Raw genomic sequence first — 16727 nt, forward strand, 5'->3', positions numbered from 1 at the left:
TATAAAATGAAAAAAAAGAGAATTGTAGTTAAGGTCGGAACAAATGTAATGACCAATAAAGATAACAGGATTTTAGGCCCCGTGCTAAAACATCTTGTAGAACAAATAGCTACTTTATATGAAGAAGATGTAATGGTAGTTCTGGTTTCATCAGGATCGGCCATTGCCGGAAAAGAAGTTTTGGGTGATGTAAATATTGAAGATCCCTCTAAAAGAAGGCAGGTATTTTCGGCCGTGGGCCAACCTCGTATGATGCGTCACTACTACAGCATTTTTCACGATTACGGAATGCGCTGTGCGCAGGTACTTGCCACTAAAAGAGATTTTAGCCCGGGAATTCACCGTGAGAACATGATCAACTGTTACGAATCTCTCCTATCGGAAGGAATAATTCCTATTGCTAATGAAGATGATGCCGTTTCAGTAACCATGTCTATGTTTTCTGATAACGATGAGCTGGCAAGCCTGGTGGCCGAATTAATAGATGCAGATTCTTTAATTATCCTTAGTGACACAGACGGGCTTTACACCGGCCATCCCGAGGATGATGATTCTGAAAAACTAAACAAAGTACAGGTAGATGAAAATGTTGAAAAATATGTTCAGGAATCTGGTAAAGGCGAAGGTGAAGGTCGCGGCGGTATGGAGTCTAAAATAAAGATTGCAAAAGGTACTGCCAATAAAAACATTACCACTTATATAGCCAATGGGAAACAAAGAAATGTGATTTTAGATATCGTGGCCGGTAAGCCGGTAGGTACTAAATTCACCGCCTAAACTAATTTAAAGAACTCTTTTAGCTGTAGCTGCAAAATCAATAGATTTCAGCTAGACTTAAAAAATGTCCTAATGTTCATATTTGAACAATAAATTGAAGTTTAATCAAACTAAATTATAACTAAGTAATGAAATTAATAGATTCTAAAACCAAAAATAACGTGCTGCAATCCATGATAAATATCCTGGATAAAAGACGTGAAGAAATAGTTGCCGAGAATAAAAAGGATCTCGATGCCTTTGGTAATGGAGACCAGGCAATGTACGACAGGCTGGTTGTAAATAATGCCAAGGTAGATGATATGATTCGCTCTGTAAAAGAAGTAATGGAGCAGGAAGATCCCGTAGGCCAGGTTATAGAGCATAGAAAATTAGACACCGGTTTAGATATCACCAATAAAACTGCACCCTTCGGGACCATCATGATTATTTATGAATCCCGCCCTGATGTTACTATTGAAGCTGCAGTACTTGCGTTTAAAGCAAATAACAAGATTTATTTAAAAGGTGGTAAAGAGGCAAACCACTCTAATAAAATTCTTGAAGATTGCTGGCACGAGGCACTTTTAGAAAACAATTTGGAGAAAGACTGGATAGAGCTGTTACAAATGAACAGAACTGAAACACAGGATTTCCTTAAAAACCCACCGCAACATATAGACCTTGTAGTACCAAGGGGTGGAGAAAAACTTATTGCCTTTGTTAAAGAACACTCTACAGGAGCTGTATTGGTAAGTGGGCGCGGAAACAACTTCCTTTATGTATCTAAAAATGCCAATTTCGACACTGCAAAAAAAGTAATGTTGAACGCCAAAATAGATAAGATTTCAGGATGTAATGCCTTAGATAAGGTATTAATAGACAAAAACCTTCCTGATTTTGAAAAAAGAGTCCAGGAACTCTATGATATGTTCAAGGAAAATAAAGTTCATATTCAGGTAGATGATGCTATCGCTGAAATCTTACCAAATGAAGAAAAGATAAGTTCAGAAGATACCTGGTACGAAGAGTTTCTAGCCATGAGAATTGTTCTGGGTGCTATTGATGGAAATAACGCTGCCATTAACAAAATCAATAAATATTCAGGAGGACATTCTTCTGTGATTGTTACTGAAGATAAAAATGAAGCAGCCAATTTTATGGAACAGGTAGACAGTGCTGCCGTATACCATAATGCTTCTACTCGCTTTACCGATGGCGGTCAAATGGGAGTTGGAGCAGAGCTTGCTATTAGTACCGATAAACTTCACCACCGTGGGCCACTTGGTTTAAAACAATTGGTAACCAATAAATATTATGTGTTAGGTGAAGGCCATATTAGAGAATAAATATTTCTAATTTCAAAATACTTGGGCCATACCTGGCTTTTAATATAAAGACTGTCTTAACATAATTTAAGGCAGTCTTTTTTTTTTTTGAACATTTCTTTTTTAATAAATGTAACTTTTACAGATTTAGTGAGTCTTATGAAAAAAGAAAAGTTTATACATGAAAAAAGCAATTTATACGCTGGCCTTTATTGGCACTCTCTACAGCTGTAAAACTACCCAAACCCCAAACCAGGATGAACCGGTAATTGCAAGCATAGATCTTGTAAATGTCGAAAACGATAAAGTTTCGGTAGAAATTAATCCCGATAAATTTACCACTGCAAACACTACTTTTTATATTCCCAAAACCGTACCCGGCACCTACTCTACCGATAACTACGGTAAATTCATTGAAAATTTTAAAGCCTTAGATTATAACGGCAATGAGCTGGAATTTGAAAAAGTAGACGATAATTCCTGGTTTGTTCCTAATGCCAAAGACTTAGATAAAGTAAGTTACCAGGTTAATGACACCTACGATATTGAAGGCGAAGAAGGAGTTTTCTCCCCATCGGGTACAAATATTGAAGCCGGTAAAAATTTTATGCTCAATCTTCACGGATTTGTAGGCTATTTTGAAAATGAAAAAGAAGAAGCATACCAATTACAAATAAAAAGGCCACACAGCCTTATTCCCGGAACTGCTCTAAGTAAAACAGTGGCAGCTTCTACCAGTATGGAATTCAAAGAAGACATCTTTTCCTTAAAAAGATACTTTGAGGTTATTGATAACCCAATTATGTATGCCACTCCCGATACTACAAGCTTTATGGTAGAAGGAATGGAAGTGCTAATTAATGTGTATTCACCAAACAAAAAATACACTTCAAAAAGTATAAAACCCGGAATTGAAAAAATGATAAGTGCCCAAAAACAATTCCTGGGCGAGATAGATAATACCGGAAAATATGCCATCCTGCTATATCTTTCAGATAGCGAGACTCAAGATGCCCGTGGTTTTGGAGCTTTAGAGCACCACACTTCTACCGTGGTAGTACTTCCCGAGTCTATGCAACCGCAACAATTAGAGAAAACAATGACAGATGTGGTTTCTCACGAATTTTTTCACATATTAACCCCTCTTAATGTCCACTCAAAAGAAGTACATTATTTTGATTATAATGATCCAAAAATGTCTCAGCATTTATGGATGTATGAAGGAGTAACCGAATATTTCGCCAACCTGTTTCAAATAAATCAGGGGCTTATAGATAAGCAGGATTTCTATGGTAGGATATCAGATAAAATAAAAACTGCACAACAGTTTGACGATACGATGCCATTTACTGAAATGAGCAAAAATATCCTTGAAGAACCTTATAAAGACAGTTATTACAATGTGTACCTAAAAGGCGCCTTAATTGGTATGGCTCTGGATATTCGTTTAAGGGAACTAAGCGATGGCGATATGGGAATTCTAGACCTTATGAAAGCTCTTAGCAATAAATATGGTATGGATAAACCTTTTAACGACGAAGAACTTTTTAATGACATTGTAAGCCTTACTTATCCTGAAATAAGAACGTTTTTAGAAACTTATATTAGTGGATCTACCCCTATTCCCTACCAGGAATTTTTCGAGAAAGTAGGTTTAACAGAATCTGAAGCGCAGGTAAACACCGGCTATTTTATTAAAGGTCAAATTCCTTATATAGATGGTGACCCTGCCACTAAAGAGTTGTTTTTTAGAGAAAACATTGAATTTAATTCCTTTCTTAAAAAACTTGGAGTAAAAGGTGGAGATATTATTAAGTCTGTAAACGATGAGGAATACAATATTCAAAATGTTTACAATTTAATCATGACAGCTGAATCCTGGGAAGAAGGGGAAAAAGTAAATTTTGTAGTAGTACGAGATGGCGAAGAAGTTGAGCTTGGTACAACTGCTTCCCAACCAACAGATACTGAAACTACACTTACCGAAGAAGAATTATCAGAGAATAGTCAAGAAGTTAAACTTAGAAATGCTTGGTTAAAAGGTTAATAGATTTTAATGTAAGTATTCTGGGCGGCGGGAGATTCCCGCCGCTTTTTTATTTCCATAATCGGGTTATATCCTTTAAATTAGGGCGGCCAACTATCTTTAAAATTAATTTATGGAAATACCTATTTTACAGGACATTGTAATTATTCTTGGACTATCAATTTTGATTATCCTTTTATTTCAAAAAATAAAAGTGCCTTCTATTCTAGGCTTTCTTCTGGCAGGAATAATTGCAGGTCCACATGCTTTTAACCTTATTAGTTCTTCGCATGAGGTAGAATTGCTTTCTGAAATAGGTATTATTTTTCTCTTGTTTGTTATTGGAATTGAGCTGTCTGTAAAAGAGCTCATTTCTATGAAAAACACGGTACTAATTGGGGGAGGACTCCAGGTTGGGGGTACCATTCTGTTTACTAGCCTAATTGCTTACTTTCTAGGCTTACCATTAAATTCGGCCATTTTTTTAGGGTTTTTATTCTCTTTAAGTAGTACGGCCATTGTTTTAAAGCTCATACAGGAACGGGGTGAAATTACCGCCCCTCACGGCAGGGTAGCTCTTGGGATTCTTATCTTCCAGGATATCATTGTAGTTCCTATGATGCTGCTAACTCCTATTTTAGCAGGTGATGGCGGCGATATTGCAACTACCGTATTGTTTCTTATTCTTAAAATTTTGGGTGTTGGAGCGGTAATATTTTTATTGGCGCGGTATATTGTACCACGCATTTTTAGTATGGTGGTAAAAACAAAAAGTAAAGAACTTTTTATTTTAACTACAGTCGTTTTCTGTTTTGCAATTGCATGGCTTACTTCTTCTGTTGGATTATCCCTGGCATTGGGTGCTTTTTTCGCCGGACTTATTATTTCGGAATCTGAATATAGCCACCAGGCAACCGTAAATGTATTGCCGTTTCGTGAAATATTTATTAGTTTCTTTTTTATCTCTGTAGGAACGCTGCTGAATTTAGAATTTTTCATTCAAAACATTTTGATAATTTTGGCCCTTGTTATTGGCGTTGTTTTACTAAAAATGCTGGTTGTAGGTGCTACCGTTCTATTACTAAAATACCCTCCCAGAACCATCTTTTTAAGTTTGTTTAGTCTTTTCCAGGTTGGGGAATTCTCTTTATTGCTTTCGGGAGTAGGCCTGGACAATAATATTATCCCCGATAGTATTTACCAGTACTTCCTGGCAATCTCTATTATTACCATGGGCCTTACCCCCTTTCTTATTGATGCCGCACCAAAAATCACCTACGCTATTTTAAAGGCCAGGGTTCCTTCTACGGTAAGGCATAGATTAGAAAGATTTAATAAACAAAAATCTGCGGAAGAAAATACTACTGAACCAAAAAAATTAGAAGACCACCTAATTATTATCGGCTACGGAATAAATGGTGAAAACATTGCAAAAGCAGCCAGAAATGCCGAAATACCTTATGTTGTTCTAGATACCGATCCCGTAACTTTTAAAAAGGCAAAAAATAACAACGAACCCGTTATTTTTGGAGATGCAACCAATTCGCTTATCCTAAAACACCTTCACGTACAGGAAGCACGGGTGGTGGTAATTGCCATTTCGGACCCGGGAGCGACTAAAAAAATTATAAATAATGTTCGGTTATTTACTAAAACAGCTTTTATAATTGTAAGAACCCGCTATGTAAGGGAGATTGAAGAAAATATTAAACTGGGAGCAGACGAGGTAATTCCAGAGGAATTCGAAACATCTATAGAAATCTTTACCCGGGTGCTAAAACAATATCTGGTTCCCTATAACGAAATAATGGATTTTACAGCTAATATCAGGTCATCAGATTACGAAATGCTTACTTCTGTAAAAGGAAGACCACATAAGCCTTCGCTACAACACCTTCATATCCCAAATCGGGAAATTGTAACCTTAAGCGTTCAACAAAACAACAGGGAAATTGTAGGTAAAAGCATTGAAAGTTCAGGAATTGGTAAAAACTTCAGGGTTACCGTATTGGCCATTAAAAGAGACACCCAATATATTACCGAAGTACTTCCCGACACTAAGATAAAACAAGGAGACTTACTTTATATTTTTGGGAATCCAATAAACATAAGCAGGTTAAACGAAAAGCTTTCTTATTAAATACACTAAAGTAAACTACCTCGGAGCAAGCCCACGAGGCACTCGTTGGAAACAAATTTTTAATTTCAAGGCAAACCTCGAGTTATTACACCCTTTGGCGGTGCCAATAAAAGGCTTGTAAATTGCTTATAATAAGCACAAATTAGACGTTTTAAAACTTAATAACCAAATAGCAACAAAAAGCTTTCTTAAATATTAGCAAAAAACACGTATGTGTTCCTGAACCTATTGGTGTTATAATTTTAAATAAATATCTTTAATAATTAGATAACCTAACACCAATAAACTATATGTCTGTACTCCCCGATCATCTTTTACGCTATCAGAAATTTATAGGCTTTATGCTTAAATATTGGAATAGCGATTTGTTTGGAAATGCTGCTTCTAAGGCACTGGAAGGGAATACAGCAAATTCTGAAAACAGCTATGAGCAAACGCCCAACGAGCTGGTAGAAGACCTAAAAAATATGGGGCCTACCTATATAAAAATGGGGCAATTGCTTTCTACCCGCCCCGATCTTTTACCCGATGATTACTTAAAAGCTTTGGCCACTTTACAGGACGATGTCCCTGCCATTCCTTATAACGAGGTTCAACAAATTGTTGAAGAAGAAATAGGGACCAAAATTTCAAAAGCATTTAAAAGTTTTGAAGAAAAACCACTGGCAAGCGCATCTATTGGGCAGGTACATAAAGCTAGTTTAAGATCGGGAAAACCGGTAGCGGTTAAGATACAACGCCCGGGAATAAAAAAGCAATTCCTGTTAGACCTTGATACCTTAAAAGAATTGGCCGAACTGGCCGTTAAACACAGTTCCACCGCGAAAAAATATGCTTTCGACGATGTTTTAGCTGAATTGAGACGAATTTTATTGCAGGAGCTGGATTACAACAGGGAAGCGCAAAACCTAATTACCCTGGGCGAAAATTTAAAAAGCTTTAAAGATCTAATCGTTCCTCAACCTATTCAGGATTATTCTTCGGGTAAGGTACTCACTATGGAATATATTGAAGGGCAAAAAATAACTTCTATTTCGCCGCTTAAACAAATTGAAGTAGACTATGCTCCTTTGGTAGATCAATTGGTGAATGCCTATTTAAAGCAGGTTATCAATGATGGATTTGTACACGCCGATCCACATCCCGGTAATATTCAATTTACAAAAGACGATAAAATTGCACTTATAGATTTAGGCATGGTGGCCAGGTTTAGCCCTGCCATGAAAAATTATATTTTAGAACTTTTATTGGCTATTAGCAGCAATAATGGCGAAGAAACGGCCAGGATACTCCTAAACATGAGTGAGGTAACCGAGAATGCTAATCTAAAATATTTTAAAAAGACCATTAGCGATATTATTATGGCCAGTGAGCATAGTACGGCAAAAGATATGCAAACCGGCCGTTTACTAATACAATTAAATCGACTTGCTGCTGAAAACGGGATTCACCTCCCGGTTGAAGTTAATATTCTTGGTAAAATTCTTTTGAATATGGATCAGATTATTGCGGTATTAGACCCCGATTTTGATCTTAGGGATGCCATTAAAAGACACGCCAATAAAATAATGCGAGATAAAATGTATGAAGAGTTGAAACCTGAAAATTTCTTTTCTTCGGTATTGGCTTCCAAGAAGTTTATAGAATATTTGCCCGATAGATTAAACACCATTTCAAAGAATCTTTCAGAGAATGAATTCAGTATTAAAATAGATGCTTTTGACGAGAAACGGGTTACCGATGGTTTCCAAAAGGTTGCCAACCGTATCACCCTGGGATTAATTATAGCCGCTATGATTATTGGAGCCGCCATGTTAATGCAGGTGCCCTCAGATTTTATGATATTAGGATATCCGGGACTGGCCATGATTTTCTTTCTATTGGCCGCTATTGGCGGAATTATTCTAAGCTATATTATCGTTTTTAGAGATGAAAACCTTAATAATAAAGATTGAGGTATTTGGGTAATTGTGCTTTTCAGTGTATTTTTCGATTCTAAAAATTAGAGCACATGAAAAAAATCTTTACCCCAGTATTTTTACTTGTCTTAATAGCTACGGCCTGGAGCCAAAAAGTTGAAGTTCCTGTAGATACAAGTATCACTACCAAACATTCGGTGAACATTAATTCAAAGAATATAGATTATACCGCTACCACCGGAATGCAGCCACTTTGGAATAATGATGGTGATCCTATTGCCAGCATTTTTTATACCTATTACAAAAGAAGCGATATAAAAAATACCGAAAATCGTCCCCTGGTAATTTCATTTAATGGGGGCCCCGGTTCGGCCTCGGTATGGATGCATATTGCATATACCGGCCCAAGAGTTTTAAAAATTGATGATGAAGGATTTCCTATTCAACCCTACGGAATTAAAGAAAATCCGCATTCTATTTTAGATATCGCCGATATCGTTTATGTAAATCCAGTAAATACAGGCTTTTCCCGCCCTATCCCAAATAAGGAAGGAAAGGTTCATAAAGAAAAATTCTTTGGCGTAGATGCAGATATTAAATATTTGGCCGAATGGTTAAATACTTTTGTAAGCAGAAATAACCGCTGGTTATCACCAAAATATCTTATTGGAGAAAGCTATGGCACTACCCGTGTTTCAGGATTGGCCTTAGAGCTGCAAAACAGCCAATGGATGTACCTTAACGGAGTAATTTTAGTTTCTCCAACCGAATTAGGAATTAAACGCGACGGGCCAGTAGAAGTTGCCAACAGGCTTCCATATTTCGCAGCCGCTGCATGGTATCACGATGCTTTACCGGCAGAACTTCAAAATAAAGAATTAAAAGACTTATTGGAAGAAGTTGAAGATTACACAATTAATGAGTTAACCCCGGTACTTGTAAAAGGAGGATTTACCGCACCTGCAATAAAACAAGCTGCCGCCGAAAAAATGGCTTATTATTCCGGAATTTCCAGGGAAGTGATTCTTCAGAATAACCTGGATGTTGGCTATCGTTATTTTTGGAAAGAGTTAAAAAGAAAAGATGGGGTTACCGTAGGAAGACTGGACTCCAGGTACTTAGGAATAGATGCAAAAGAAGCCGGAGATTCACCAGATTACAATGCTGAGTTAACTTCGTGGTTACATTCCTTTACACCGGCAATTAACCATTACTTGCGTAATGATCTTAAATTTAAAACCGATCTAAAGTACTATATGTTCGGGCCTGTGCATCCCTGGGACCGTAGCGGTAACAATACCGGTGAAAATTTAAGGCAGGCCATGGCACAAAACCCAAACCTGGATGTACTGGTACAGGCCGGATACTTTGATGGTGCTACCACTTATTTTAATGCCAAATATACCATGTGGCAATTAGACCCTAGCGGTAAAATGAAAGACCGTTTAAGTTTTAAAGGTTATGAAAGCGGCCACATGATGTATTTGAGAGCTGAAGACCTTAAAAATGCCAATGAAGATATTCGGGAATTTATAGAAAACAGCCTCCCCGAAGAAGGTGCTCCTGCAAAGTATTAATAATTAAGCTGTTTGGGAAGTCTTTAAACTTGTAATGCTCGTCATTCTTAATTTATTTCAGAATCTAAGTTGAAATACATATTAGACCCTGAAACGAGTTCAGGGTGACGTTACATTGAAAAGTCTTCCCAAACAGCTTTTACTTTATACTACTGCATCAAATACTCCTTCAATTCATCATAATTTGAAATCTCTATAGATTTTTTCTCTTTTTGCATCACCGCACTAATCGATGCGGGAATTTCTACCTTCTCTTCTATTACTCCCTCTACCGTTTCAAGAAATTTAACCGGGTGTGCAGTTTCCAGGAAAACACCATAATATTCAGGGTTTTCAGCTAAAAACTCCTGGAGTCCCAAATATCCAACCGCACCGTGAGGATCCATGACATAATCATACTTTTGCTTTACCTCTTTTATAGCCTTTCGCGTTTCATTATCTGAATAACTAAAAGAAGAAAGTTGTTGTGATAGTGAGTCAAATTTATTTTCAAACAATTCCAGTATCCGTACAAAATTACTGGGATTTCCAACATTCATCGCGTTAGAGATGGTTTGTACGCTTGGTTTTGGAGCGTATTCTCTAGATTGCAAATAACGTGTCACCACATTATTTTCGTTATTGGCAGCGATAAAATGAGCTATGGGCAAGCCCATCTTTTTAGCCAGCATCCCGGCACAAATATTTCCAAAGTTCCCACTTGGCACCGAGAAAGCCAGTTTGTTATCTTTTCCTGCTAATTGTTTATACGCGAAAAAGTAGTAGAACATTTGCGGTAACCAACGAGCTACATTTATAGAATTCGCCGAAGTTAATGGTCGTTTTACACTTATTTCCTCATCGGAAAAAGCTTTTTTCACCATATCCTGGCAATCGTCAAAATTGCCATTTACTTCCAAAGCAGTGATATTTTGTCCTAAAGTTGTAAGTTGTTTTTCCTGAATTTCACTAACTTTTCCTTTAGGGTATAAAATCACCACATCTATACCTTCTACTCCTAAAAATCCGTTGGCCACTGCCCCACCGGTATCGCCCGAAGTAGCTACCAAAACGGTAATTTTACCCAGGTTTCCTTTTTTCACAAAATACCCAAGACAACCGGCCATAAACTCGGCCCCTACATCTTTAAAAGCCAGGGTTGGACCGTGAAAAAGCTCCAGGGTACCGGTATTTTCAGAAATTGGTACCACCGGAAAGTCAAAATCTAATGTCTTGCTTAAAATACTGCGTAAGCCATTTTCATCAATTTCATTGCCCACAAAAGTTTTTATAGCTTTATAAGCAATTTCCTCTTTAGAAAGTTTATCTAAACTTTGAAAAAACTCTTTGGATAAAACTGGAATTTCTTCGGGGAAATAAAGCGCTTTTCCAGGCGCAAGACCTTTAACAACGGCATTCTCAAAAGAAACTTTATGATTTTTATCGTTTAAACTAAAATATTTCATCTATATATTATTTAAGCCAAAATTAGTACTGAACACAGCTCAAAAATGGAAGCCTGTTTCATTCTAATTATTGGGTTTAGCATTTTAAATTTCAATCGGATACTATTTTTATTCCTTCCGCATTAATTTTAGACAGGTGTAGATCGAAATCAATATTTTTATCCTGGTAAAACTCCTGAAATTCGGATTTTAGCTTTTGAGCGACAACATCTCCTTTACACATGGCAAAAACCGAAGGTCCCGAACCTGAAATGCCAAAACCCAGGGCTCCGTTTGCTATAGCTAAAGCTTTAAGCTCGTCGAAATAGGGAATTAATATAGAGCGTACTGGCTCTATAATCTCGTCTTTTAAACTTCTTCCAAATAGTTGATAATCCTTAGTGTATAGTGCACTTACCAACGCGCCCAGGTTTCCCCATTGATGAATCGCCTTAGTCAAAGCCACATTCTGCCTAATAATTGAACGAGAATCTTTTGTTTTAAGCTCGATTAAAGGATGCAAGACCAATATTCGAAATTCTGGTAAACTCGGTAAACTCAATATTTCTAAAGGCTCGTAACTTCTTACCAGGCTAAAATTGCCCAATAAAGCCGGGGCTACATTATCGGCGTGCGCATTTCCGCTGGCAAGACGTTCCCCTTCCATAGCAAATTTTATCAATTGATTTGTGGAAAAAGGTTCTCCCAAGAGTTTATTGATTCCAAAAACAGCACCGGCAGCACTAGCTGCGCTACTACCAATTCCGCTGCCTGCCTTAATATTCTTTTTTATTTCTATATCAAAACCCTGTTTTTCACCTAATTCATCTAGTAAAGCTTTGGCAGCAACACCTGCTACATTCTTATCTACTTCCAATGGCAAGTCCTGCCCGGTAATTTTGGGTATTCTAAGCTTTTGTTCTGAATTTTTAGAAATAAGCATTTCATCGCCCACTCCGTCTAAACAACATCCAAGTACGTCAAATCCGCAAGAAAGATTGGCCACAGTTGCCGGGGCAAAAAGTTTTATCTTATCCATAAGCCTACTTTTTTCCTATTCTTATTACATCGGCAAAAATCCCTGATGCCGTAACCTCAGCTCCTGCCCCGGCACCTTTTACAATTAAAGGTTGCTCTGGGTATCTTTCGGTAAAGAACAATACTATATTATCGCTCCCGCTTAAGTTATAAAAAGGATGCTCTGAGCCTACCGATTGTAAACCTACCACGGCTTTTCCATCTTCTAATTGGGCGACATATTTAAGTTGTTGAGCTTTTTCTTCCGCCGACTTATATATTTCCTGAAATTTTGGCTCATCTTTCTGTAGCAATTCAAAAAAGTCGTCATTATTAGTGGTGGCCAAACTTTCTTCCGATAAAAAATCTTCGCTTTCAATATCTTCCAGTTCCATCTCATAACCACATTCCCGGGCTAGAATCAAGATTTTACGGGCTACATCTACCCCACTCAAATCAATTTTAGGATCGGGTTCGGTATAGCCTTCTTTCATGGCCATTTCTACGGTTTTATAAAAAGGCTCTTTGGCTTTATAAGTGTTAAAAACAAAGTTTAAACTACCGGAAAGTACTGCCTGAATTTTGGTGATCCTATCTCCGGAAGCGACCAGGTTTTTAAGGGTGTCTATAATTGGCAGTCCCGCACCAACATTGGTTTCATATAAAAATGATGCCCCATATTCCCGAGCCAGGTTTTGCAATTCGAGGTAATTTTCAAAACTATCTGCACAGGCAATTTTATTGCAGGTTACCACAGAAACCGAATTAGCCAGATATTCTTTATACCAGGCAGAAATATCGGCACTTGCAGTGTTATCTACAAAAATGCTGTTGCGTAGGTTAAAAGTGTTCACTTTTTTGAAAAATTCAGCTTTATCGGCTTTTTCTCCATTTTCCAGGGCTTTTTCCCAATTATCCAGGTCAATTCCATTTTCATCAAAAAGCATTTTTCTTGAGTTTGATAATCCGTGTACGCGAACTTTCAACCTTAAATTTTCCAAAAGAAATTGTTCCTGTTTCTTTAATTGCCCCAGTAGTTTACTACCCACATTACCCACACCGGTTATAAATAGATTTAATTCTTTAGAGGGTACTTCAAAGAACTGTTCGTGCAGGGTGTTTAGCGCTTTTTTCACATCTTTTTTGGCTATTACAGCTGAAATATTTCGCTCTGAAGAGCCCTGGGCGATGGCGCGTATATTAATATTATTATTTCCTAATGCACTAAACATTTTACCACTTAAGCCATGATGACTTTTCATTCTGTCACCAACCAACGCAATAATGGCTACATTTTCTTCAATTGTTACGGGCTTAATTTTTTTATACTGAATTTCAACCTCAAAAGCTTCGTCTATTGCTTCCTTTGCAAATTGAGCCTCATCGTCTTTTACCGCAATACAAATACTATGTTCTGAAGAAGCCTGGGTAATTAAAACCACATTTATATTTTCCTGAAATAAAACTTCAAAAAAGCGTTTGGAAAAACCGGGGATACCCACCATGCCACTTCCTTCTATATTGAGTAGCTTTATGGAATCTATATGGGTAATTCCGGTAACCCAGCGAAAGTTCTTTTCAGAAGATCTGGAAATTAAAGTTCCATCCTCATCGGGCTTAAAAGTATTTTTAATACGGATACTAATTTGTTTATCCAACAAAGGCTGTAACGTTGGCGGGTATAGCACTTTAGCCCCAAAATGTGATAATTCCATCGCTTCCTGATAAGAAATATCTTTTAACGGATAAGCGTGCGGTACAATTTGAGGGTTTGCCGTGTACATCCCGTTCACATCGGTATAAATATCTACTTCTTTTACCGCTAAAGCAGCACCAAACAAGGCTGCGGTAAAGTCTGATCCGCCTCGACCAAGAGTACTGGGAACTCCCTGTTCATTTCGGGAAACAAAGCCCGGAACAATATACAATGAGGCCTCATTTTCGGTAAAATAGTGCTCGATATTAGTATAGGTTAGTTGATAATTTACCTGTACTTTCTCGTTGGTGTTTTTGCAAACAATTAATTCCCGGGAATCTACATATTGGGAGTTAATTCCTAAATTTTTAAAATATTCAGCAATAATTATCGAGGATAAAATCTCCCCAAATCCAGACACTACGTGGCGGGTTTTATTGGAAAGTTCGTTAAGTAAGTACACACCCTCATATAAGGTTTCCAACCTATTAAGCTCGGTTTTTACTTTACTTAAAATACTACTTTGAGCCTGTACAGGAATTAATTCTTTTACTGCTTGAAGGTGACGTTTTTCATTTTCCAGTAGTAAATCTTTATAAGATGGATCTTCTTTGGAAGCCAAATCTGCCATTTTAAGCAAATTGTTGGTTACCCCACCAAAGGCAGAAAAAACTACCAGCGTTTTATCTTTTTTTAAATGTTTTTGAACTGTTTTAGCTACAAGTTTTATGCGTTCTGGAGATGCCAAAGAGCTACCTCCGAATTTAAGGACTTTCATAAGTCAAGATAGTTAAATTAGAATGATTGTGTTTTAAAAAAACAGGTGTATACCGAAGCGCTATGTAGAATTATACCCCAAAAGGGGTAATACGAATAATTGTCATACCACCAATGCTCAAGCCAGGAATGCTTGCTGCAATATTGAAAAGTATGTTTTTTGTGGTCTTCATCTATGACTTTATTCTGTTGTTAAAAGTATATATTTTAATGGGTAACACAAATAAAATTTAGCATTTGAGGAAAGAATTATGAATTTCCTTCTATATCACAAAAAAAATTCCCCGATTATTAAAATAACCGGGGAATCATCTTCTTGAATTATCAAATAACTAAAGATCACTTATATAGCTTCCGTAGAGATCTTTAAATTGAAGACTTTTAGCAAACCTGTGCTTGCTTAATTTTTTAAATTCTACCAAAGCCCAAAGCAAAAACTCTTTTAAAAAGTAACTATCCTTTTCTGAAATTTCCGGATGGTATTTTTTGATAAGCTCATTTAAAGGCTTCACAGAATTAAGTTTTTGCTTGTATTCTGCATCTGAGAGATCGTCGGGTAATTCGAAACCGCTTTGTTCAAAAAACCAGGCTATCAAATCGTCGTAAGGTGTGGTTTCGTCTGGTCTTTGCAACTTTTCAATTTTAGGAAAATACTGCGGGAATAATGTCTTTATCGCATTGCCAATTAACTGTAAAGCTACGCTGGCTGCTCCTTCTTCTTCCCCTTCATACACCAACTCTACTTTTCCCGTAATAGCCGGTACAACCCCAATGAAATCGCTTAGTCGCAAGAAAGTACTATCTTCTCCAGAATTTAAAGACCTCCTCTCTGCGGTACTTAAAAGGTTCTCGTAAGCAGTAATACTTAACCTGGCACTAATTCCGCTTTTTTCGTCTATAAACTCACTCTCCCTGGCTTCAAAGCTAATTTGTTCCAATACATCTTTGGCCAGTTCCGGAATATAAACCAAATCACTTTGCCTTTTATCTAGTTTGGCTTCCTGCTCAGTAATAGCTTTAGCAATCTCAATATTTTCTGGATAATGTGTTAGAATTTGAGACCCAATTCGGTCCTTTAATGGGGTAACAATGCTTCCACGGTTGGTATAGTCTTCAGGATTAGCGGTAAAAACAAACTGCAAATCTAACGGCAGCCTTAGTTTAAACCCGCGAATTTGAATATCGCCTTCCTGTAGGATATTAAATAGGGCTACCTGAATGCGTGCCTGTAAATCGGGTAGCTCGTTAATTACAAAAATACTTCTATTGGCACGGGGAATCATCCCAAAGTGAATTACGCGGTCATCGGCATAGCTTAATTTTAAGTTTGCAGCCTTAATGGGATCTACATCACCTATCAAATCGGCTACTGTTACATCTGGGGTGGCCAGTTTTTCAAAAAACCTATCTTCTCGGTGTACCCATTTAATTGGAGTTTCATCGCCTTTTTCGTTAATCAATTCCCTGGCGTACCTGGAAATTGGATTTAAAGGATCATCATTTATTTCCGAACCTGCCACAATCGGCATAAACTCATCCAACAGATTAACCATTAGACGGGCTAATCTCGTTTTAGCCTGCCCTCTTAAACCAAGCAAATTAATATTATGACGAGACAGAATAGCCCTTTCTAATTCTGGGATCACACTATCTTCGTAGCCGTGAATACCTGAAAAAGTTTGCTTTTTATTTTTAATTCTTTCAATTAAATTTCCCCTAAGTTCTTCTTTAATCCCCCGGCTTTTATAGCCGGCTTTCTTTAATTCTCCTAAGGTTTTTATGTTTTCAATTTTCATATTTTTTATTTTTCATTCTGTTTGAAATCTGAAGAAAATTTTCCTGATAATCAATTAGATCAAATTGAACCTGCTCATTTATTCAGGCAGAAATACAATTATAAATTATCAAAAACTCAATATTATAAGATTAAAATAGGTGAACTTTATTTTCTCTCAAGCATACTAAGCCCTTTTCCTATATTGATTTTATAAACTTTTCGTCCTATAAATTATATTTTTTAGATTGAATTCAGAAACATAAGTTCAGCAGAATTAGTTTCTACTGCTC

The 16727-nt window shown here is 37.1% G+C and carries 10 protein-coding genes; 6 read left to right on the forward strand and 4 right to left on the reverse strand.

Annotated elements, in window-relative coordinates:
- The first annotated feature begins 6 nt into the window (after positions 1-6).
- The 6 genes from proB to GUB10_RS02520 all read left to right on the forward strand — a co-directional run bounded on the left by proB (position 7) and on the right by GUB10_RS02520 (position 9746).
- Entirely contained in the window at positions 7-777 is a 771-nt protein-coding gene (gene proB / locus GUB10_RS02495; RefSeq protein WP_193709861.1) for a glutamate 5-kinase, read from the forward strand.
- A gap of 128 nt (positions 778-905) precedes the next feature.
- Entirely contained in the window at positions 906-2105 is a 1200-nt protein-coding gene (locus GUB10_RS02500; protein ID WP_193709862.1) for a glutamate-5-semialdehyde dehydrogenase, read from the forward strand.
- A 160-nt stretch (positions 2106-2265) separates the two neighbouring features.
- Positions 2266-4131: a peptidase M61 gene (locus GUB10_RS02505; RefSeq protein ID WP_193709863.1), complete on the forward strand. Its 1866-nt coding sequence runs from the start codon at positions 2266-2268 to the stop codon at positions 4129-4131.
- Between the two features lie 112 nt (positions 4132-4243).
- Positions 4244-6250: a monovalent cation:proton antiporter family protein gene (locus tag GUB10_RS02510; protein ID WP_193709864.1), complete on the forward strand. Its 2007-nt coding sequence runs from the start codon at positions 4244-4246 to the stop codon at positions 6248-6250.
- Between the two features lie 290 nt (positions 6251-6540).
- Positions 6541-8205: an AarF/ABC1/UbiB kinase family protein gene (locus GUB10_RS02515; RefSeq protein WP_193709865.1), complete on the forward strand. Its 1665-nt coding sequence runs from the start codon at positions 6541-6543 to the stop codon at positions 8203-8205.
- 56 nt (positions 8206-8261) lie between these two features.
- Positions 8262-9746, forward strand: a complete 1485-nt coding sequence (locus GUB10_RS02520) for a S10 family peptidase (RefSeq protein WP_193709866.1) — start codon at positions 8262-8264, stop codon at positions 9744-9746.
- 149 nt (positions 9747-9895) lie between these two features.
- Here GUB10_RS02520 and thrC read toward each other — a convergent pair whose 3' ends face one another.
- From thrC to GUB10_RS02540, 4 genes are all read right to left on the reverse strand, one after another.
- Positions 9896-11191 carry a threonine synthase gene (gene thrC / locus GUB10_RS02525; protein WP_193709867.1) on the reverse strand — a complete coding sequence of 432 codons (1296 nt, stop codon included), beginning with the start codon at positions 11189-11191 and terminating at the stop codon, positions 9896-9898.
- A gap of 91 nt (positions 11192-11282) precedes the next feature.
- Positions 11283-12209, reverse strand: a complete 927-nt coding sequence (locus GUB10_RS02530) for a homoserine kinase (RefSeq protein ID WP_193709868.1) — start codon at positions 12207-12209, stop codon at positions 11283-11285.
- A gap of 4 nt (positions 12210-12213) precedes the next feature.
- Positions 12214-14661, reverse strand: a complete 2448-nt coding sequence (gene thrA, locus GUB10_RS02535; protein ID WP_193709869.1) for a bifunctional aspartate kinase/homoserine dehydrogenase I — start codon at positions 14659-14661, stop codon at positions 12214-12216.
- A gap of 331 nt (positions 14662-14992) precedes the next feature.
- Positions 14993-16456, reverse strand: a complete 1464-nt coding sequence (locus tag GUB10_RS02540; protein WP_193709870.1) for a magnesium chelatase — start codon at positions 16454-16456, stop codon at positions 14993-14995.
- Positions 16457-16727: the final 271 nt, after the last annotated feature.

It is taken from the genome of Salegentibacter sp. BLCTC (genome assembly GCF_015143665.1).
In the GTDB taxonomy this organism is placed as follows: domain Bacteria; phylum Bacteroidota; class Bacteroidia; order Flavobacteriales; family Flavobacteriaceae; genus Salegentibacter; species Salegentibacter maritimus.

Bases quoted from the DNA above. Each gene is read 5' to 3' on its own strand.
- proB (WP_193709861.1), top strand. From the start codon at position 7: ATGAAAAAAAAGAGAATTGTAGTTAAGGTCGGAACAAATGTAATGACC.
- GUB10_RS02500 (WP_193709862.1), top strand. From the start codon at position 906: ATGAAATTAATAGATTCTAAAACCAAAAATAACGTGCTGCAATCCATG.
- GUB10_RS02515 (WP_193709865.1), top strand. From the start codon at position 6,541: ATGTCTGTACTCCCCGATCATCTTTTACGCTATCAGAAATTTATAGGC.
- GUB10_RS02505 (WP_193709863.1), top strand. From the start codon at position 2,266: ATGAAAAAAGCAATTTATACGCTGGCCTTTATTGGCACTCTCTACAGC.
- GUB10_RS02530 (WP_193709868.1), bottom strand. From the start codon at position 12,209: ATGGATAAGATAAAACTTTTTGCCCCGGCAACTGTGGCCAATCTTTCT.
- GUB10_RS02510 (WP_193709864.1), top strand. From the start codon at position 4,244: ATGGAAATACCTATTTTACAGGACATTGTAATTATTCTTGGACTATCA.
- thrA (WP_193709869.1), bottom strand. From the start codon at position 14,661: ATGAAAGTCCTTAAATTCGGAGGTAGCTCTTTGGCATCTCCAGAACGC.
- GUB10_RS02540 (WP_193709870.1), bottom strand. From the start codon at position 16,456: ATGAAAATTGAAAACATAAAAACCTTAGGAGAATTAAAGAAAGCCGGC.
- thrC (WP_193709867.1), bottom strand. From the start codon at position 11,191: ATGAAATATTTTAGTTTAAACGATAAAAATCATAAAGTTTCTTTTGAG.
- GUB10_RS02520 (WP_193709866.1), top strand. From the start codon at position 8,262: ATGAAAAAAATCTTTACCCCAGTATTTTTACTTGTCTTAATAGCTACG.